Source organism: Micromonospora cynarisoli, from assembly GCF_030518815.1.
GTDB lineage: Bacteria > Actinomycetota > Actinomycetes > Mycobacteriales > Micromonosporaceae > Micromonospora > Micromonospora wenchangensis.
Genome location: NZ_CP130426.1, coordinates 3,128,079 through 3,146,793 on the forward strand (window position 1 = coordinate 3,128,079; position 18,715 = coordinate 3,146,793).

General features: G+C 72.5%; 18 protein-coding genes and 2 pseudogenes. 3 read left to right on the forward strand and 17 right to left on the reverse strand.

The window, feature by feature from the left end; all coding sequences use genetic code 11:
- Positions 1-41 precede the first annotated feature (41 nt).
- From era to hrcA, 12 genes and pseudogenes are all read right to left on the reverse strand, one after another.
- On the reverse strand, positions 42-938 hold the full coding sequence (gene era, locus Q2K16_RS12960; protein ID WP_302745653.1) for a GTPase Era: 897 nt from the start codon (positions 936-938) through the stop codon (positions 42-44).
- Positions 935-1,321, reverse strand: coding sequence for a cytidine deaminase (locus Q2K16_RS12965; protein ID WP_302745654.1), 387 nt, complete (start codon positions 1,319-1,321; stop codon positions 935-937). Before Q2K16_RS12965 ends, era begins: the two co-directional genes overlap by 4 nt.
- Positions 1,314-2,693, reverse strand: coding sequence for a hemolysin family protein (locus Q2K16_RS12970; protein WP_302746461.1), 1,380 nt, complete (start codon positions 2,691-2,693; stop codon positions 1,314-1,316). The genes Q2K16_RS12965 and Q2K16_RS12970 overlap by 8 nt, the downstream gene beginning before the upstream one ends.
- On the reverse strand, positions 2,669-3,142 hold the full coding sequence (gene ybeY / locus Q2K16_RS12975; protein ID WP_088644390.1) for an rRNA maturation RNase YbeY: 474 nt from the start codon (positions 3,140-3,142) through the stop codon (positions 2,669-2,671). Before ybeY ends, Q2K16_RS12970 begins: the two co-directional genes overlap by 25 nt.
- A gap of 44 nt (positions 3,143-3,186) precedes the next feature.
- A complete protein-coding gene (locus tag Q2K16_RS12980) occupies positions 3,187-3,657 on the reverse strand; it encodes a PhoH family protein (protein WP_368052566.1) in 471 nt (156 codons plus the stop codon).
- 156 nt (positions 3,658-3,813) lie between these two features.
- A pseudogene (locus Q2K16_RS12985) lies at positions 3,814-4,359 on the reverse strand (LAGLIDADG family homing endonuclease); the annotation flags it as partial.
- Between the two features lie 102 nt (positions 4,360-4,461).
- Positions 4,462-5,313, reverse strand: a pseudogene (locus Q2K16_RS12990) (PhoH family protein); the annotation flags it as partial.
- A 200-nt stretch (positions 5,314-5,513) separates the two neighbouring features.
- Positions 5,514-6,854: a serine hydrolase domain-containing protein gene (locus Q2K16_RS12995; protein WP_302746462.1), complete on the reverse strand. Its 1,341-nt coding sequence runs from the start codon at positions 6,852-6,854 to the stop codon at positions 5,514-5,516.
- Positions 6,855-6,922: 68 nt separating this feature from the next.
- On the reverse strand, positions 6,923-7,282 hold the full coding sequence (locus Q2K16_RS13000; protein WP_302745656.1) for a histidine triad nucleotide-binding protein: 360 nt from the start codon (positions 7,280-7,282) through the stop codon (positions 6,923-6,925).
- Between the two features lie 358 nt (positions 7,283-7,640).
- Positions 7,641-8,375, reverse strand: coding sequence for a 16S rRNA (uracil(1498)-N(3))-methyltransferase (locus tag Q2K16_RS13005; RefSeq protein ID WP_302745657.1), 735 nt, complete (start codon positions 8,373-8,375; stop codon positions 7,641-7,643).
- Positions 8,376-8,533: 158 nt separating this feature from the next.
- The gene (gene dnaJ / locus Q2K16_RS13010; RefSeq protein ID WP_302746463.1) at positions 8,534-9,679 is read right to left on the reverse strand and encodes a molecular chaperone DnaJ; all 1,146 of its coding nucleotides are present in this window, start codon (positions 9,677-9,679) and stop codon (positions 8,534-8,536) included.
- A gap of 74 nt (positions 9,680-9,753) precedes the next feature.
- A complete protein-coding gene (gene hrcA / locus Q2K16_RS13015) occupies positions 9,754-10,776 on the reverse strand; it encodes a heat-inducible transcriptional repressor HrcA (protein WP_302745659.1) in 1,023 nt (340 codons plus the stop codon).
- A 234-nt stretch (positions 10,777-11,010) separates the two neighbouring features.
- On the opposite strand from hrcA, the gene Q2K16_RS13020 reads away from it, so the two are divergent.
- A complete protein-coding gene (locus Q2K16_RS13020; RefSeq protein ID WP_145921284.1) occupies positions 11,011-11,613 on the forward strand; it encodes a DUF4870 domain-containing protein in 603 nt (200 codons plus the stop codon).
- A 76-nt stretch (positions 11,614-11,689) separates the two neighbouring features.
- Here the strand turns inward: Q2K16_RS13020 and hemW are convergent, their stop codons facing one another.
- Positions 11,690-12,913: a radical SAM family heme chaperone HemW gene (gene hemW, locus Q2K16_RS13025; protein WP_302746464.1), complete on the reverse strand. Its 1,224-nt coding sequence runs from the start codon at positions 12,911-12,913 to the stop codon at positions 11,690-11,692.
- A gap of 19 nt (positions 12,914-12,932) precedes the next feature.
- Between hemW and Q2K16_RS13030 the strand changes: the two genes are divergently transcribed.
- Together Q2K16_RS13030 and Q2K16_RS13035 are read left to right on the forward strand one after the other, a co-directional pair.
- On the forward strand, positions 12,933-13,742 hold the full coding sequence (locus tag Q2K16_RS13030) for an enoyl-CoA hydratase-related protein (RefSeq protein ID WP_302745662.1): 810 nt from the start codon (positions 12,933-12,935) through the stop codon (positions 13,740-13,742).
- Positions 13,743-13,884: 142 nt separating this feature from the next.
- Positions 13,885-14,748, forward strand: a complete 864-nt coding sequence (locus tag Q2K16_RS13035) for a hypothetical protein (protein ID WP_302746465.1) — start codon at positions 13,885-13,887, stop codon at positions 14,746-14,748.
- Between the two features lie 21 nt (positions 14,749-14,769).
- On the opposite strand, the gene Q2K16_RS13040 is transcribed toward Q2K16_RS13035, so the two are convergent.
- The 4 genes from Q2K16_RS13040 to Q2K16_RS13055 are packed head-to-tail and all read right to left on the reverse strand — an operon-like array spanning position 14,770 to position 18,553.
- Complete coding sequence (locus tag Q2K16_RS13040; RefSeq protein WP_302745663.1) at positions 14,770-15,411, reverse strand: MOSC domain-containing protein; 642 nt, start codon at positions 15,409-15,411, stop codon at positions 14,770-14,772.
- Positions 15,412-15,453: 42 nt separating this feature from the next.
- Positions 15,454-16,284 carry a carbohydrate ABC transporter permease gene (locus tag Q2K16_RS13045; RefSeq protein WP_302745664.1) on the reverse strand — a complete coding sequence of 277 codons (831 nt, stop codon included), beginning with the start codon at positions 16,282-16,284 and terminating at the stop codon, positions 15,454-15,456.
- Positions 16,281-17,267: a carbohydrate ABC transporter permease gene (locus Q2K16_RS13050; RefSeq protein WP_302745666.1), complete on the reverse strand. Its 987-nt coding sequence runs from the start codon at positions 17,265-17,267 to the stop codon at positions 16,281-16,283. The genes Q2K16_RS13045 and Q2K16_RS13050 overlap by 4 nt, the downstream gene beginning before the upstream one ends.
- Positions 17,264-18,553 carry a sugar ABC transporter substrate-binding protein gene (locus Q2K16_RS13055; RefSeq protein WP_302745667.1) on the reverse strand — a complete coding sequence of 430 codons (1,290 nt, stop codon included), beginning with the start codon at positions 18,551-18,553 and terminating at the stop codon, positions 17,264-17,266. Before Q2K16_RS13055 ends, Q2K16_RS13050 begins: the two co-directional genes overlap by 4 nt.
- Positions 18,554-18,715: the final 162 nt, after the last annotated feature.

The following is an 18,715-nucleotide window of genomic DNA, read 5'->3' on the forward strand; positions in this document are numbered from 1 at the left end:
AGCAGTGTCCGAATTACACCCCGGCGTACCCCGACGCCGGATCAGAAACCCAGCTTGCGCAACTGCTTCGGGTCGCGCTGCCACTCCTTGGCCACCCGGACGTGCAGGTCCAGATAGACCCGGGTGCCGAGCAGCTCCTCGATCTGCCTGCGGGCGGTGGTGCCGACCTCCTTGAGCCGGCTGGCCCGGTGACCGAGCACGATCGCCTTCTGGCTGGGCCGCTCCACGTAGACGTCGGCGTAGATCTTCATGAGCTGACCCTCCGGGATCATCTCCTCCACCACCACGGCGATCGAGTGCGGCAGCTCGTCGCGGACCCCCTCCAGCGCCGCCTCCCGGATCAGCTCGGCGACCAGCACCTGCTCCGGCTCGTCGGTGAGCATGTCGTCCGGGTAGAGCTGCGGCGACGGCGGCAGGTGACCCGTCATCACGTCGACCAGGGTGTCCACCTGGTGCCCGGAGACCGCGCTGACCGGCACCACCGCGGCGAAGTCACCCAGCTCGCTGACCGCGAGCAACTGCTCGGCCAACCGCCGCTTGTCCACCAGGTCGGTCTTGGTGACCACGGCGAGCACGGTGGCCTTCAACTCGCTCAGCTCGCCGCTGATGAACCGGTCACCCCGGCCCACCGGCTCGTCGGCCGGAATGCAGAGGCCGATCACGTCGACCTCCGTCCAGGTGGTGCGCACCAGGTCGTTGAGGCGCTCGCCGAGCAGGGTGCGCGGCCGGTGCAGGCCCGGGGTGTCGACCAGGACCAGCTGCGAATCCGGCCGGTGCAGCACGGCCCGGATGACGTGCCGCGTGGTCTGCGGCTTGTTGGAGGTGATCGCGATCTTGGTGCCGACGATCGCGTTGGTCAGGGTCGACTTGCCGGCGTTCGGCCGCCCGACGAAACACCCGAAACCCGCCCGGTACGGCCGCTGCTCCACGCCTGTCACTCGATCACCGTGCCGAGGACCGTGCCGTCCGGCGCGGCCACGTGGATCGGCGCGTCGGCGGACAGGTCCCGCACCGCGGCGTGACCCGCACCGTCCAACGTCGACGCCTCCGTCACCACCACCGCCGCCTCCAGCCGGCTCGCCCCGGCCGCCACCGCCGACGCCACCGCGAGTTGCAGCGCCGTGACCGTCAACGAGGGCAGCGCGACGCTCGCCGCCGCGTACGTCCGGCCGTCCTGGTCGCGGACCGCCGCGCCCTCCACGGCAGACACCCGGGCACGGGCACCACGGGCCAACACGACCAACTTGCCGTCCTCGGCGCTCAACTCGGCCGGATCGGACGGGGTGGGCCGGGCGGCCGGCTCGACGGGTGTCTCAGGCATCGGCGGGTTGCCTCTCCTCGCTGCTGTGCTGACTGTCACGGGAATCGGGACCGTCCGACGGCACCCGGCTGACCAGCACGGTGTCTATCCGGTTACGTCGGCCGGTGGTGCCCTCGGCGACCAGTTTGAGGCCGGCCACCTCGGCGTCGGCACCCGGGATCGGCACCCGCCCCAGGGCCTGCGCCAGCAGGCCACCGACCGTCTCCACCTCGTCGGTGGGCAGCTCGGTGTCGAACAACTCGCCCAGGTTCTCCACCGGCAGCCGGGCGGTGACCCGCACCGCGCCGTCGGCCAGGTGCTCCACCGGCGGGCGCTCGACATCGTACTCGTCGGTGATCTCGCCGACGATCTCCTCCAGGATGTCCTCGATGGTGACCAGGCCGCCGGTGCCGCCGTACTCGTCGACGACGATGACCAGGTGGTTGCGGGCGGCCTGCATCTCCGACAGCAGGTCGTCGACCGGCTTGGACTCCGGCACGAACGTCGCCGGCCGCATCAGCTCGGCCACCGGGGTCTGGTGGGCCCGCAGGTCACCACCCCTGGTACGCCTGATGAGGTCCTTGAGGTAGAGCACGCCGAGCACGTCGTCGACGCTCTCGCCGATCACCGGGATGCGGGAGAACCCGGAGCGCAGGAACAGCGCCAGCGCCTGGGAGAGGGTCTTGCCCTCCTCGATCCACACCATCTCGGTACGCGGCACCATCACCTCCCGGGCGATGGTGTCGCCGAGCGCGAACACCGAGTGGATCATCTGGCGTTCGCCGTGCTCCACCACCCCCCGCTGCTCGGCCAGGTCGACCAGCTCCCGCAGCTCGACCTGGGTGGCGAACGGCCCCTCCCGGAAGCCGCGCCCCGGGGTGACCGCGTTGCCGATCAGGATCAGCAGCGAGGCCAGCGGGTTCAGCGCCCGGCCCAGCCAGCGCACCAGCGGCGCCACCGCCCGACCCACCGCGTACGCGTGCTGCCGGCCCAGGGTGCGCGGGGCCACGCCCACCACCACGAAGCTGACCACCGTCATCGCGCCGGCGGTCACCAGCGCCGCCCGCCAGCCCGCGCCGAAGCTGTCCACCGCGACCAGGGCGACCAGGGTGGTGGCGGTCAGCTCGGCGAGCAGCCGGAGCAGCAGCAACAGGTTGAGGTGGCGGACCACGTCACCGGCGACGGCCTGGAGGGTACGCGCGCCGCGCGCCCCGTCGCGGGCCAGCTCGGCGGCGCGCGCCGGGGAGATCGCGGCCAGCGCCGCCTCGGTCATCGCGATCAGGCCGGCGAGCACCACCAGCCCGGCCGCGAAGAAGATCAGCTGAAGATCGGGAAGGCCGGCGGTCGGACCGGCCGCGACTATGTCCATCACCGGGACCGGGTCGACCGCCAGCTGGCCAGCAGCCGGGCCTGGAGAGCGAACATCTCCCGCTCCTCCTCCGGCTCGGCATGGTCGTAGCCGAGCAGATGCAGCACCCCGTGCACGGTGAGCAGGTGCAGCTCGTCGGCGGCGCTGTGCCCGGCGGTGGCCGCCTGCTTGGCCGCCACCTCCGGACAGAGCACGATGTCGCCGAGCAGGGCCGGTTCACCGCCGGCCGGGGCGCTCTCCCCCGGCCCGTGGTCGACGCTGCCCTCGTCCATGGGGAAGGCGAGCACGTCGGTGGGGCCGTCGCCGCCCATCCAGCGATGGTTCAGCTCGGTCATGTAGCCGATGTCGACAAGCAGCACGGACAGCTCGGCGAGCGGGTTGACCCCCATCTCGTCGAGGGCGTGCCGGGCCACGGCGAGCACCGCGTCGGTGTCGACCTCGGCACCGGACTCGTTGGCGATCTCGATGGACAACTGTCTTCCTCTGATTGGTTGGCGGCGTCGGCCGGCCCGTTTGGTTAGCGGCGTCGGCCGGCCCGGCCGCCCTGGGCGGTCCGCCCCGGCACGGCGTGCACGCCCTGCGCCTGCTGGTTCTCCCGCTCGTCCCAGCGGGCGTACGCGTCGACGATCTCACCGACCAGCCGGTGCCGGACCACGTCCGCGCTGGAGAGCTGCGCGAAGTGCACGTCCTCGACGTGACCCAGGATCTCCCGGACCACCCGCAGCCCGCTGGCCGTCCCGCCGGGAAGGTCCACCTGGGTGACGTCACCGGTCACCACGATCTTGGAACCGAAGCCGAGCCGGGTGAGGAACATCTTCATCTGCTCGGGCGTGGTGTTCTGCGCCTCGTCCAGGATGATGAACGCGTCGTTGAGGGTGTTGTGGGTGACCAGGAAGTCGTCGGTCACGTACAACGAGTCCTGGGCCGCGACCTGGATGCACATCGTCTCCTGTACCCCGGCCGGGAGAATCGAGTCGATGAACCGCATCGGCCGTCCGCCGCCGTGCTCGTCGTACCGCTGACGCTTGCGGGCCAACCGGAACGGCGCGACGCCCGAGGGCAGCCGGATCTCCACGGTGTAGGCATCGGCGCGGTGCGAAACCGGATGCCCGTTGGCCAGACCGGGCGTCCGCCCCTCGGCCTCCCGCACCCGCCAGGTCGCCACCCCACCGAGTGACCGGACCAGATAGACGACGTCGTCGCGCAACCGGACCGACGTCGTCGAATACTGCACCCGACAGGTGCGCCCCGCCTGGACGACCGGCCCCCCGTCGGTGTCCAGCAGCCCTTGCAGGACGGCCAACCGGACGTCGACGCTGTTCTGCAGGTAGACGTCGGGCACGAACGTGGTCGCCGACTTCGCACCGGCAAGACCCAGTTCACGGAGGACGAGCGTCACCGGGTTGGCGACGATCACCCCGCCCCGGTGACCGTCGACGTGCCGGAGCACGTAGTCGTAGCTGCTTTTGCGTACCAGCTCGATGCCGGGCAGTGCCGCGGCGAGCGCGTCGGCCAACTCCGGGTCGGCGGTGCGGAAGGCCGGGGTGGTCCGCGTCGAGATGGCCCCGTCGCCGAGCAGCAGACCGAGGGCGTACGGGTCGAGCGGTACCTCCCGCGACTCGAGCTGCACGGGTGCCACGACCGGAAGTTCGTACCGGCGGATGTTGCCCCGCCGCTCCTTGCCAATCATCTCGCGCGTCTCGAGGGTGCGCCGACCGCCGCGCCGCCTGTCCTCAGGGGTGGCGACAGTCCAGAGATGTTCACCACAGCAGAGGGTGGAGGCACCGTCCTGGGTCGTGACCCGGTAGACCTGCCTGGGGCCCTGCGGATAGATGCCGATCACCGGGGTGGGCGTCCCATTCGAGCCGATGACCAGGTCACCGACCCGCAGCGACCCGAACGGCCGGAAGCCTTCCGGAGTCAGCACCGTCGCGTCGTAGGGCTGTGCCCTGCCCCGCATGTACGCCAGCGGAGCCACCTCGATGGTGCCGGCGGCCATCAGCTTCGGGATGGACTCCGGGTCGAGCATGTCGTGCAGCGCGTCGTAGAGCGGGCGCAGGTACGGGTCGATCTTCTCGTTCAGGGTGCCCGGCAGGAAGCCCAGCCGCTCGCCCGCCTCGACCGCCGGACGGGTGAGGATGATCCGGTTGACCTGCTTGGCCTGGAGCGCCTGGACGGCCTTCGCCATCGCCAGGTAGGTCTTGCCGGTGCCGGCCGGGCCGATGCCGAACACGATCGTGTTGGCGTCGATCGAGTCGACGTACGTCTTCTGCCCCAGCGTCTTGGGGCGGATGGTGCGCCCGCGCCGGGAGAGGATGTTGAGGGTGAGCACCTCGGCGGGCCGCTCGGTGCCGCCCTGTTCGAGCATGCCGACGGTACGCCGGACAGCATCAGTGGTCAGGGTCTCGCCTTTCTCGATCAGTTCGAGCAGCTCGCTGAAGAGGCGCTCGGCGAGAGCGTTGTCCGCGGGCGCACCGGTGATGGTGATCTCGTTGCCGCGAACGTGCACGTCGCTGGTGACCGAACGTTCGACGAGTCGCAGGATCTCGTCGCCCGCGCCGAGCAGGTTGACCATGATCTTGGCATCGGGAACCGTGATCCTGGTCTGCACCCGGGGCGGGCCGGGAGGTGGGGTGCCGGTCATAAATCGGGCCGTGGGGCCCTGCGCCACCTGCTTCCATCTCGCGCCGTGCCCTGCTGGCGCGGCGTGCGGACGATACTCCCATCGTATCCGCTCGGCCCCGGCGGCACCGCGTCACTTTTCCCCGCCCGGTTCGGACCGGGAGGTCGTACCGGCCTCCCGGCCCCGTGCCGGCGGCCGACGTCGGAGCGGGGGCCGCCCGCTCAGGCCCGGAAGTCGTACCTGTCGAAGGTCTCCTGATGGCGGGTGAAGCGGTAGGTGGCCCAGTGCATCGCGACCACCGTCCCGTCGGCGTCGCGGGTGAGTCGCAGCAGTTCCCCGACCTCCCGCCCGGAGACCGTCCGGAACACGTCCGGCGACTGCGGCGTCGGCGCGAACACCGCCGGGGGCCGCCCCGCCGGATCGTCCGCGCCCCGGGCCCGCAGCGCCCCGTCGTGCCAGGAGAAGACGTACTCGAACCCCTCGCCCCACCAGCGGCCCAGCAGCCCACGCAGCGGGCCGGGCGCGCCCGGGCCCGGCTGCCACGGCACGATCTCCGCCGGGGCGTGCTCGGCCGAGGCGGCGAGCAGCCGGTGCGGCAGCTCCAGCACCTCGGCGGCGGTGCCGCAGGAGGCGAGCACCGCGCAGCCCATCGCGCCGGCCGTGCCGTCCCCGCCGCGCCGGCCGTACACCCCGGCCAGGAAGCCCGGCATCGCGCCGTCGTGCCCCACGTGCACCACCCGGTCGGGTAACGGGACCAGGATCAGCCCGAGCCCGAAGCCGGCCTTCCAGACCGTCTCGTCGGTGGTGGTCACCGGCCAGCGCATCTCGTCCAGCGTCGTCGCGGCGAGCACCGCGCCGGTCGGGTCCAGCGCGGCCGGGTCGGCCAGGAACGCCGCCCACCGGGCCATGTCCGTCGCGGTGCTCCACAGCTGGGCGGCCGGCCCGACCGCACCGAAGTCGGTCGGCGGCTCCGGATGCGCCTCGTCGGAGTACGCGTCGACCAGGAAACCGGTCACCGCCTGCGGCCCCGGGTCGACCGAGGTGTCGGCCAGCCCCAGCGGGGTGAGCACCCGGTCGGCGAGCACCTCGGCCCAGGTGCCGCCGCGCAGCGCGCCGACCAGCCGGCCGAGCAGCGCCATGCCCAGGTTGGAGTAGTGGTAGCGGCGGCCGGTGGGCAGCACCCGCTCGACCCGGGCCAGGTCGGCGAGAAGCTCGTCGACCCGGGGCGCGCGCAACGTGTCCCAGACGTCGCCGTACGGCTCGCGTTGCAGCCCGGCGGTGTGCGAGAGCAGCCGGCGTACGGTCAGGTCGCCGTGCGCGGGCAGCGCCAGGTGCCGGCCCAGCGGGTCGTCCAGGTCGAGCAGCCCGTCGTCACGGCACTGCATCACCAGCACGGAGGTGAAGGTCTTGGTGACCGAGCCGATCCGGAACCGGCTCGCCGGGCCGAGGGCGGTGTCGTTGCCGGTGCCGCCGACCTGGAAGCTCCAGAGCGGGCTGTCGGCCCGGTGCAGCGCCACCGCCAGGGCGGGCACCCGAGCCTGCGCCTGCGTCCCGCGGACCATCCGTTCCAGCCGACGCCGTACCCGCGCCCCGTCGCCGCCCGGGCCGGGTTCCCCGCCGGCCGTCGACGTCACGCCAGGTCCCGGGCCAGCATCGGGCCCAGGGGCGCGCCGCCGAGCAGGTGGGCGTGCACGTGGAAGACCTCCTGGCCACCGTACGGGCCGGTGTTGAACATCAGCCGGAAGCCGTCGCCGGTCAGCCCCTCGTCCTCGGCCACCGCCGCCGCCGTAGCCAGCACCTCGCCCGCCAGCCCCGGGTCACCCTGGCCGAGCGTCGCCACGTCGGCGTAGTGCTCCTTGGGGATGACCAGCACGTGCACCGGCGCCTTCGGCCCGATGTCGCGGAAGGCCAGGGTGGTGGCGGTCTCCTTGACGATGGTGGCCGGAATCTCCCCGGCGACGATGCGGCAGAACAGACAGTCGGCTCCCATCCCCCCACTCTAAAGACCACCCCCATTCCCCTCCCCCCTCCCACCCCTCCCCCGCCCCACCCCCCGCCCGCGTTGATCAAGAGCCTTACGTCAATCCCAAGCCGACGGGCGACGCAAACCTCTTGATCACCGGACGCACCGCCGGGAGCAGCGTTGAGGGGCGGGGTGATCAAGAGGTTTGGGGCGGGGACGGGCTGGGCGACGACGCAAACTTCTTGATCACCAGGGGCACCGCCGGGAGACGGCACCGACGGAGCGGTGATCAAGAGGTTTGGGGCGGGGATCGGGCCCGGGGATGACGCAAAGCTCTTGATCACCGGACGTACCGCGGGGGCGGGGCTCGGCGGGGGTGGGTCGGTTACCAGCGGGATAGGCGGGTGGAGAGGACGGCCAGGGCGGCGGGGCCTGCGGTGGAGGTGCGCAGGACCGAGGGGCCCAGGCGTACGGGGCGGGCACCCGCGTCGGTGAAGGCGGTCAGCTCGGTCGGGGCGATGCCGCCCTCCGGCCCGACGACCAGGACGATCTCGCCGGTGGTCGGCAGGTCGACCGTGGTGAGCCGGTCGTCGGCCTCCTCGTGCAGGACGAAGGCCGTGCCCGCCCCGGCGATCCGGCGGGCCACCGTGGCGGTGGACTCGTCCGGGGCACCGGCCACCACCGGCAGCCACGCCCGGCGGGCCTGTTTGGCCGCTTCCCGGGCCGTCGCCACCCACTTCTCCCGGGCCCGTACGCCCCGGTCGCCGCGCCACTGCGCCACCGAGCGGGACGCCGCCCAGGGCACGATCTCGTCCACCCCCACCTCGGTCATCGCCTGCACGGCCAACTCGCCCCGCTCGCCCTTGGCGATGCCCTGCACCACGACCAGCCGGGGGACGTCCGCGTCGACGTACCACCGGGAGGTGACGGTGACGTCGAGGGTGCCCCGGCCTACGGCGGTGACCACGGCGGCGGCGGTGCCGCCCCGCCCGTCGGCGAGCAGCAGTTCCTCGCCGACGCGCAGCCGTTGCACGGTGGCGGCGTGGTGCCCCTCGGGGCCGTCCAGGGTGAACTGGTCGGCAGGGGGCAGCGACTCGACCAGGAACAGCGGCGCGGACACGCCGATCAGGCTAACCGGCCGGGCCGGCCGAGGAGCCACCCGGGACTCCGGTCCGGCCGGGACGCCCCAACCGGGACAATCCGGCCGCAACGAGACCGGCCAGGACAAGCCGACCAGTGCGGCCCGACCGGTCAGGGCGACCGGGACAGGCCGACCGGTCAGGCGTGACCGTTGAAGGCGTCGCGCATCCGGGAGAAGAAGCCGCCCTGCTTGCTCAGCTCGGCGACCTCCTCACCCCGGGTCTTGGCGAAGTCCCGCAGCATCTTCTCCTGGTCGGCGTCGAGCTTGGTCGGGGTACGCACGTCGAGGTGGACGTAGAGGTCACCCCGGCCGGTGCCGCGCAGGTGCGGTACGCCCCGAGCGCGCAGCCGGAGCGTGCTGCCCGGCTGGGTGCCGGCCTTGACGTCGACGGTCTCCTCGCTGTCCAGCGTCTTGATGGTGAGCCGGGTGCCCAGCGCGGCGGCGGTCATCGGCACGGTGACCCGGCAGTGCAGGTCGTCGCCCTTGCGGGAGTAGACGTCGTGCGGGCGCTCGTGGATCTCGACGTAGAGGTCACCGGCGGTGCCCCCACCCGGGCCGACCTCGCCCTGCTGGGCGAGCCGGATGCGCATGCCGTCCTCGACGCCGGCCGGGATCTTGACGGTCAGCGAGCGGCGGGTCCGCACCCGGCCGTCGCCGGCGCAGGTCGGGCAGGGGTGCGGGATGGTGGTGCCGTAGCCCTGGCAGACGGTGCACGGCCGGGCCGAGACGACCTGACCGAGGAAGGTCCGCTGGACCGACTGCACCTCGCCCCGGCCACCGCACGCCTCGCAGGTCGCCAGGTGGGTGCCGGCCGCGGTGCCCGCCCCGGAGCAGGTGGTGCAGAGCACTGCGGTGTCGACCGTGATCGGGGCCTCGACGCCGAAGGCGGTCTCGTGCAGGTCCAGTTCCAGCCGCAGGATCGCGTCGGCCCCGGGCCGGGTACGCGGCCGCGGGCCACGGGTGCCACCGGCCGCGCCGCCGAAGAAGGCGTCCATGATGTCCTGGAAGCCGACGAACGGACCGGCGCCGCCGGGGCCGCCCGGGCCGCCGGCGCCTCCGCCGCCCGGGGCGAGCGGGTCGCCGCCCAGGTCGACGATCTGCCGCTTCCGGTCGTCCGAGAGGACCTCGTACGCGGCGTTGATGTCCTTGAACTTCTCCTGTGCCTCCGGGTCCGGATTCACGTCCGGGTGGAACTGCCGCGCCAGCTTGCGGTAGGCGCGCTTGATCTCGTCGTCGGAGGCTTCCCGGCTCACGCCGAGAATGCCGTAGTAGTCCCTGGCCACTGCGTTCCGTGTCCTCATGTTCGTCTCGCGTTTGCACCGGTCGGCGGCCGGAGCCGGCCGCCGGCCCTGACTGGTCAGTTCTGGGCCAGCAGCTCGCCCACGTAGCGTGCCACGGCCCGCACCGTGGCGATGGTGCCGGGGTAGTCCATCCGGGTCGGGCCGAGCACGCCCAGCCCGCCGACGATGGTGGAGCCCGGGCCGTACCCGGTGCTGACCACCGAGGCGGCACGGAGATTGTCGATCTCGTTCTCGTCGCCGATCAGCACCCGGGTGGTGCTCGGTTCCGCCTCGCCGATCAGCTTGAGCAGCACGACCTCCTCTTCGAGCGCCTCCAGGATGGGTCGCAGCGAGCCCTGGAAGTCGAGCAGGCCACCCCGGGTGAGGTTGGCGGTGCCGGCCAGCGCGAGCCGCTCCTCGGTGCGTTCCACCAGGGTCTCCAGCAGCACGGTGGACAGGGTGGTCATCGCGCCGCGCAGGTGCGGAGCACTCTCGTCGACAAGCGCCTGCACCAGGGGCGGAGTGTCGGACAACCGACTCCCGACCAGTTTCTCGTTGACCAGCCGGCGCAGGTCGAGGACGTCGTCGGCGGGGACCGGCGCGGCCAGCTCGACCAGCCGCTGCTCGACCCGCCCGGTGTCGGCGATCATGACCAGCATCAGCCGGGTGGTGGAGATCGGCACCAGTTCCAGGTGGCGCACCGACGAGCGGGCCAGTGACGGGTACTGCACCACGGCGACCTGCCGGGTGAGCTGCGCCAGCAGGCGTACGGTGCGGTGCACCACGTCGTCGAGGTCGACCGCGCCGACCAGGAAGCGCTCGATGGCCCGGCGTTCGGCGGGGCTGAGCGGCTTGACCCGGGAGAGCCGGTCGACGAAGAGGCGGTAGCCCCGGTCGGTGGGGACCCGACCGGCGCTGGTGTGCGGCTGCCGGATGTAGCCCTCCTCCTCCAGCACCGCCATGTCGTTGCGGACGGTCGCCGGGGAGACCCCGAGCTGGTGCCGCTCGACGAGCGTCTTGCTGCCGACGGGCTCCTGCGTGGCGACGTAGTCCTCGACGATCGCCCGCAGCACGGCGAGTTTGCGGTCGTCGAGACCCATCTCCACCTCCTGACGCACGTCGCCCCGGGCGCTGCCGCACCCGGGCAAAGCGCTCTGGCACTCGACTGTAGCGAGTGCCAGTCTACGTCGGCAGGGCCGCCGCCGCGATGATCAAGACGGACCGTCGGTGCGCCCGCCCCGGCGGATGCCGGCGCGGTCGCTGACCGAACGTCGAGGCCAACCTCACCAGTGTCGCTCTGGTGCACCCTTGCCGGCAGCCCCTACCGTGGCGGCATGACTGAACCACCTCGCCCTCCCGGCGCGGGGGACGGCGTCCCGCCGGACCCGACCGCGCCCCAGGGCTCGCCATACGAGCCGCCCACCGCACCACTGTCCGGCGCACCGGGGGCGGGCGGCTATCCCCCGCCCGGCGGGTATCCGCCGCCCACCGGTGACCAGCCGCCTGCGGGCGGTTACCCCCCGCCGGGTGGTTACCCCCCGCCCGGTGGCGGATATCCGACCGGCGGCACCTACGGCGCGCCGAGCGGCGGCTACGCCAACAGCGAGGACAAGACCTGGGCGCTGGTCGCACACTTCGGCGGGGCCGCCGGTGCGCTGATCAGCTTCGGCCCGCTCGGCTTCGTCGCCCCGCTGATCGCCTACCTGGTGCGCGGGCAGCAGTCTCCTGCCGTCCGGGCGCAGGCGCTGGCCGCGCTGAACTTCCAGATCCTCTGGTCGATCATCGCGTTCGTGCTGCTGTTCGTGAGCTGGTGCCTGCTCTTCCTGCCCAGCATCGCGGTCGTGGTGATCCAGATCCTGTTCGGGATCATCGCCGGCATGAAGGCCAACGAGGGGCAGGCCTACCGCTACCCGATGTCCACCAGCTTCATCAAGTGAGTCCCGACCGGCCGCTCCCCCGGCCGGTCGGGCACCACCGCCGGCCCCGGCGCGCGGCGGGCCGGCGGGACCACGTTCAGGGGAGCAGGTCGCGGACCACCGCGTCGGCCAGCAGCCGGCCGCGCAGGGTGAGCACCGCCCGCCCCTGCGGGTACGCCACCGGGTCCAGCAGCCCGTCGGCGAGCGCCCGCGCGGCGGCGGCCCGCCCCGCGCCATCCAGCACGTCCAGCGGCAGCCCGCAGGCGAGCCGCAGGCGCAGCATCACGTCCTCCGTGTACGTCTCGGCCGGGGTGAGGATCTCCCGGGCCAGGCCGGGTGAGTGCCCGGCGGCGAGCCGCTGCGCGTACGTCGTGGGGTGTTTGACGTTCCACCAGCGCACCCCGCCGACGTGGCTGTGCGCCCCCGGGCCGAGGCCCCACCAGTCGCCGCCGGTCCAGTAGAGCAGGTTGTGCCGGCACCGGGCCGCCTCGCTGCGGGCCCAGTTGGAGACCTCGTACCAGGAGAAACCGGCCGCGTCGAGGGCGGCCTCGGCAGCCAGGTAGCGGTCCGCCGCCACGTCGTCGGAGGGGTACGGCAGCTCGCCGCGCCGCATCCGGGCCGCCAGCCGGGTGCCGTCCTCCACGATCAGGGCGTACGCGCTGACGTGGTCGACCCCGGCGGCGACCACCTGCTCCAGCGAGACGGCGAAGTCCTCGGGACGCTCCCCCGGCGTGCCGTAGATCAGGTCGAGGTTGACGTGGTCGAACCCGGCGTCGCGGGCCTCCCGGGCGGCCTCGACGGCCCGTCCCGGGCGGTGGGTGCGGTCGAGGACCGCCAGCACCCCGGCGGCGGCGGACTGCATGCCCAGCGAGATCCGGGTGTAGCCGGCGGCGCGCAGGGTCTTCAGCGACCCGGGGGTGACCGACTCGGGGTTGGCCTCGGTGGTCACCTCGGCGTCGGCGGCCAGCCCCCAGGTGCGGTCGATGCCGTCGAGCAGGCGGGCCAGGTCGTCGGCGGGCAGCAGGGTGGGGGTGCCACCGCCGACGAAGACCGTGTCGACCCGGGGCGGTGGGGCGTCGGCGAGCACCCGGGCGGCGAGCGCCAACTCGGCCAGCACCGTGTCGGCGTACGACTCCCGGCCGCCGCCCCCGCCCAGCTCGGCTGCGGTGTAGGTGTTGAAGTCGCAGTAGCCGCACCGGCTGGCGCAGAACGGCACGTGCAGGTAGACGCCGAACCCGCGCGCGCCGACGGCACGCAGCGCGGTGCCGGGCAGCGCGCCGTCGACGGGAACGGTCTCACCATCTGGAAGGACGCCGGGCATGGCCACTAGTGTGCCCGGCATGACGTCTCCCGACCGACTCGTGCGGGTCGCCACGGCCCGCGGGGTGACCACCCTCACCCTGGACAGCCCGCACAACCGCAACGCGCTGTCCACCCCGCTGATGACCGAGCTGCTGGCCGGGATCGCCGCGGCGGTCGCCGACGACGCGGTGCGGGTGGTCGTGCTGGACCACACCGGCCCGGTGTTCTGCTCGGGGGCCGATCTGAAGGAGACGGCGGCGGCGTACGCCAGCGGGTCGGTGCCGGCCGGGATGCTCGGTGACGTGCTGGTGGCGGTGCGGGAGTGCCCGAAGCCGGTGCTGGCCAGGGTGGCCGGGCCGGCGCGGGCCGGCGGGCTGGGCCTGATCGCGGCGGCCGACCTGGCGGTCTGCGCGCAGGAGGCGACGTTCGCCTTCACCGAGGTGCGGATCGGGGTGATCCCGGCGGTGATCTCGGCGACCGTGCTGCCCCGGCTGCACCCCCGGGCCGCCGCCGAGCTGTACCTGACCGGCGACACCTTCGACGGTCGGCGGGCCGCCGAGGTGGGGCTGGTGACCGCCGCCGTGCCGGCCGGTGAGCTGGACGCGGCGGTGGCGCGGTACTGCGCGTCGCTGGTCCGGGGTGCCCCCGGGGCGCTGGCCGGGACGAAGGAGTTGCTGCGCCGCCCGGCCGCCACGGACCTGCGCGCGGAGATCGCCGACCTGTCCGCCCGGTCCACCTGCTACTTCCTGTCCGAAGAGGGCCGTGAGGGCGTGTCCGCGTTCCGGGAGAAACGACCGGCTCGATGGGTGGTGACCCTGGAGGGTGGGCCCGGTGAGGGTGCGGGGTGAGCGCGAGGGGCGCAGGGTGAGGGTCCGCGCACCTCGTGTAAGGGTGTGGGGTTCTCCGGGCCGGGCTGCGGGAACGTGAACCGGTCGACCGACCCGGGGCCGCCGGTTGGCGACGTACGCTTGGCGAACGTTGAAACGGGAGGTGCGGGTGCGGACGCGGACATTCGTGGCAGCCGGGGTCGTGGTGGCGTTGTTCGCCGTCGTCGGGGGCTGGGGAGTCCGTCAACTCGACGGGGAGTTCCGGCTTCCCGTCGCCGGCCGTAGCTGCACCGTGCAGGCCGACGGCACCGTGAAGCTCGACGCCGACCAGATGGCCAACGCGGCCACCATCGCCGCGATCGGCATGCAGCGGCAGATGCCCGAGCAGGCCGTGGTGGTCGCCCTGGCCACCGCGTACCAGGAGTCGGGGCTGCGCAACCTCGCCCACGGCGACCGCGACTCGCTCGGCCTGTTCCAGCAGCGCCCCAGCCAGGGTTGGGGCACCCCGGAGCAGATCCGCGACCAGCGGTACGCGGCGAACCGGTTCTACAAGGCGCTGAAGAAGGTACGCGGCTGGGAGCGGATGGAGGTCACCGACGCGGCCCAGGCGGTGCAGCGTTCGGCGTACCCGAAGGCGTACCAGAAGTGGGCCGACGAGTCCCAGGTGCTGGCGCGGGCCCTGCTCGGCGAGGCGACCGGCGCGGTGGCCTGCACGGTCGGGCGTACCCCGGTGATGCGCGGGCAGGCGGCGGTGGCCGAGCTGACCCGCGGCCTGACCCTCGACTGGGGGTTGCCCGACGCGGGTGCGGTGGCCGAGCTGACCGACGTGACGGTGCCCGCCGCGGACGCCCGGGACGGCTGGCGGTACGCGCACTGGCTGGTCTCGCACGCCCCCGACCACGGGGTGAAGCGGGTGCGCTTCGACGGGCTGGAGTGGAACGCCGACAACGGCCGGTGGGCGAAGGTCACCGACGGGCGGGCGACCGAGCCCCGGGTGCTGGCCGAGGTCTTCGCCGACCCCGCCTGACGGGGCGGCGGGCCGGTGCGGTCAGCCGGCGACGTTCAACCGGCGGCGCACCTTCTCCCTGGTCGAGGCGGGCAGCTCGGGGACGTCGAGCAGCCGGGGCAGCAGCTCCGGCTCCAGACTGGTGGCCCGGAACACCTCGCCGATGGTGACGCCGTGCGCCGGCCGGTCCACCACCTCCACCGGGTCGCCGGCGCTCACCTCACCGTCGCGCAGCACCCGCAGGTACGCCCCGGGCGCGGCCCGGACGGTGAACCGTTTGATCAGGTCGGGCACCCCCCAGAAGCCGGCGAAGGTCGTGCACGGGGTACGCGGTTTGGTGACCTGGAGCAGCGCCGAGCCGACCGCCCAGCGTTCGCCGATCACCGCGCCAGTCACCTCCACCGCCCAGGTGGTCAGGTTCTCGCCGAACCCGCCGGGGCTGATGTCGCGGCCCAGTTCGGCCGACCACCAGCCGGCGTCCTCCTGCGCGTAGGCGTAGACCGCCTGGTCGGGGCCGCCGTGCTGGGGCCGCTCGCCGATGAAGTCACCGGCCACGCCGTCGGCGCGCAGCAGCACCGGGCCGTCGACCGGCCGCTTGTCGATGCCGCTGCGCCCGCTCGCGTCGCCCGCCCACCGCGCCCGCGTCACCACGCCGAGGTTCACCGCCGCCACCCTGCCCGTCATGGCCCCAGGGTACGGCCGGGCACGGACGGTCGCCGTCCCGGCTCAGCCCTTGACGGCGCCCGCCACCAGACCGGAGACCATCCGGCGCTGCACCAGCAGGAAGAAGACGATCACGGGCAGGGTGAACAGGGTGGAGGCGGCCATCACCGACCCCCAGGCGGTGTCGTCGCGGCCGAAGAAGAAGGTCATCGCCACCGGCAGGGTGTAGCGGCTCTGGTCGTTGACGAAGGTCAACGCGAAGATCAGCTCGTTCCAGGCGGTGATGAAGGAGAAGATGCTGGTGGCCACCAGACCCGGCGCGACCAGCGGGAAGAGGACCTTGCGGAACGTCTGGGCGCGGCTGGCCCCGTCGATGGCGGCGGCCTCCTCCAGTTCCTTGGGCACGGCCGCGACGAAGCCACGCAGCATCCACACCGCGAACGGCAGCGAGAAGCCCAGGTAGGTGAGGATCAGGCTGGGCAGGGTGTTGTAGAGGCCGAGCCGCTGGATCATCAGGAACAGCGGGATGACCAGCGCCTCCAGCGGGATCATCTGCACCACCAGCAGCATGATCAGGAAGGTGGTCCGGAGCCGGAACCGGAACCGGGCCACCGCCGTCGCGGCCAGCAGCGCCACCAGTCCGCTGAGCACGACCGTGCTGACGGCCACCAGCACGCTGTTGAGCAGGAAGTCGCCGAAGGTCACGCCCGGGATCAGGTTGCCGGTGAGGATCTCCCGGTAGTGCTCCAGGGTGGGGTGGGCCGGGACCGGCCGGGGCGTGGCCGAGAAGATCTCCCGGTTCGGCTTCAGCGAGGTGGCGATCATCCAGTAGACCGGGAAGGCGGCGAAGAGCGCCACCAGCAGGCCCGCGCCGTTGAGGGCGACCTTCTTCACGACTCGTCCTCCTGCCTGAGCACCATCCGGACGTACAGGCCGGTCACCACAAGCAGGATCAGCGTGAGGATGACCGCGATGGCCGAGCCCACGCCGTACTTGGGCGGCGGGGAGAACGCCTCGGCGTACGAGTAGATCGACAGCATGAACGTCGGCCGGTCCTGGGTGCCGCCGGCCAGCACGAACTGCTGGGTGAAGACCTTGAAGTCCCAGATGGTGGAGAGCACCACCAGGATGCCGAAGACCGGCCGCAGCAGCGGGAAGGTGATCTTCCAGAACACCGTCCACGGGCCGGCCCCGTCGACCCGGGCCGCCTCGTGCAGCTCGCTCGGGACGCTCTTGAGCCCGGCGAGCACGCTCACCGCGATGAACGGGAACGAGTGCCAGACCACCACCAGGGTCAGGATCGCGAAGAACAGCAGCGGCGAGTTGAACCAGCCGTAACCCGACCAGTCGGTGCGGCCGAAGAGCGCCTGCGACAGCCTGTCCGGCAGGGCGTTGAACGCCCAGGTGACCAGGCCGGAGGTGTCATCGAAGATCCACTTCCAGACGATCGTGCCGGTCAGCGCCGGGGTGGCCCAGGCCAGCATCACGCAGCTGGCCACGAAGGTGGCCATCCGACGGCCGAGCCGGTGCAGCAGCAACCCGACCAGGGTGCCCAGCACCATCGTCAGCAGCACGTTCGCCGCCGCGAAGAGCACGGTGTTGCGCAGCACCGTACGGAAGAACGGGTCGCCGAGGATCTGGGTGTAGTTGGCCAGGCCGACGAACGGCCACTCCCGGTCCCCGCGCAGCTGCCGGACGCTGTTCAGCCGGAAGAACGACATCGCCACCACCTGGCCCAGCGGCCAGAGCAGCAGCACCCCGATGACGACCAGGCAGGGCAGCAGGAGCAGGTACGGCAGGCGGTCCACCCGGGGCCGCCGCCGCGTGGGGGTGTCCCGGGCGGCGGCCGTCGGAGTGCGCTCGGTCAGGGTGCTCACTTGGCGTTGAGGATGCTTTCCATCTCGGCGGCGGCGTCGGCGGTGGCCTGCTGCACCGACTTCTGGCCCTTGATGACCGAGCTGTTCATCGCCTGGGTGACCGTCTTCGTCCGGCTGACCTCCACCCACTTCGGGGTCAGCGGGGTCAGCCGGGTGCGCTGCATGGTGCTGGCGAACGCCGCCATCAGCTTGTCGTCGGCGTAGTCGCCGCCCTGCACCAGGTCGGAGTAGACGGGGAAGAAGCCGAGGCTGCCGGCGAAGGTCTTCGCGTTCTTCTTGCTCAGCAGCACGGTCAGGTAGTCCCAGGCCAGATCCTGCCGCTTGCTGTCCTGCCAGAGGGCGACGTCCGAGCCACCGGCGAAGGCGGGGGCCGGGCCGCCGTCCGGACCGGGGATCGGGAAGGTTCCCCAGACCTTCTCGATGTCGGGGTTGTCCTTCTTGATCGCGCCGGCCTGCCAACTGCCGGCGAAGGCCATCGCCGCCTTGCCCGTGGCGAACTGGGTACGGGCGTCGATCTCGTTCCACCCGGCGGCGGCGGGCGGGGCGACCTTGTGCACGGTCACCAGGTCGGTCCAGAACTTCACCGCCCGCTGGGCCTGCGCGCTGGTGTAACCGGACTTCCAGGTGCCGCCCTGGTTGGTGGCGATCTCGCCGCCGGCACCCCAGAGGAAGGAGTAGAACGGCAGTTCGGAGTTGCCCGGCAGGGCGATGCCGTAGCTGCCGGGCTTCTTGGCCTGCACCGCCTTGGCGACCGAGACCAGCTCGTCCCAGGTCTTCGGCGGCTGCACGCCGGCCTCGGCGAACCAGTCGGTGCGGTAGTAGATGGCGCGTACCCCGGCGTACCAGGGGACGCCGTACTGCTTGCCGTCGAGTTGGGCGTTGCGCACCAGGTCGGGCAGGACGTCCTTGCCGTCGGCCCAGCCGCCGAAGCGGCCGGAGATGTCGGCGAGCGCCTCCTGGGCCGCCCAGCCCTGGGTCTCGGTGTTGCCCAGCTCGGTGACGTCCGGGCCCTCACCGCCGGCGAGCGCCGCCTGGAACTTCTTCGGCGCCTCCAGCCAGGGGATGTACTGGACCACCACGTCGGTGTCGGGGTGCCGCTGCCGGAACTCGGTCTCGACGCCGTCGAGGAACGCCGTCTGGGCGTCGCTCCCCTCGCCCATCATCCAGACCGTCAGCTTGCTGTCGTCGGCGGCTTCGTCGCCACCGGAACCACCGCAACCGGCGAGCACCATCACGGCCGAGGCCACGACGGCGGTGACCGGGGTCAGCCGCTTCCACCTGTTCACGCCACATCTCCCTCGCGCCGTCCGGCACTAACCTTCTCAGCCGCACCCTAGTAGGAAAATTTCCTTTACGACAGGGGGTGGGTGCCGCCCCGCGCGGGCGGACCGTCGACGGTGCGGCGGCGGCCGGCAGGGCCTTCGGCGAGGCGACCGTATCGCAGGCGG

Coding starts and splice junctions, on each gene's coding strand:
- Q2K16_RS13000 (WP_302745656.1), bottom strand. CDS start 7,282: ATGGGAGCCGACTGTCTGTTCTGCCGCATCGTCGCCGGGGAGATTCCG.
- hrcA (WP_302745659.1), bottom strand. CDS start 10,776: ATGGGTCTCGACGACCGCAAACTCGCCGTGCTGCGGGCGATCGTCGAG.
- Q2K16_RS13040 (WP_302745663.1), bottom strand. CDS start 15,411: ATGACGGGCAGGGTGGCGGCGGTGAACCTCGGCGTGGTGACGCGGGCG.
- Q2K16_RS12965 (WP_302745654.1), bottom strand. CDS start 1,321: ATGCCTGAGACACCCGTCGAGCCGGCCGCCCGGCCCACCCCGTCCGAT.
- Q2K16_RS13030 (WP_302745662.1), top strand. CDS start 12,933: ATGACGTCTCCCGACCGACTCGTGCGGGTCGCCACGGCCCGCGGGGTG.
- Q2K16_RS13020 (WP_145921284.1), top strand. CDS start 11,011: ATGACTGAACCACCTCGCCCTCCCGGCGCGGGGGACGGCGTCCCGCCG.
- hemW (WP_302746464.1), bottom strand. CDS start 12,913: ATGCCCGGCGTCCTTCCAGATGGTGAGACCGTTCCCGTCGACGGCGCG.
- Q2K16_RS12980 (WP_368052566.1), bottom strand. CDS start 3,657: ATGCGGTTCATCGACTCGATTCTCCCGGCCGGGGTACAGGAGACGATG.
- Q2K16_RS12995 (WP_302746462.1), bottom strand. CDS start 6,854: ATGGTCCGCGGGACGCAGGCGCAGGCTCGGGTGCCCGCCCTGGCGGTG.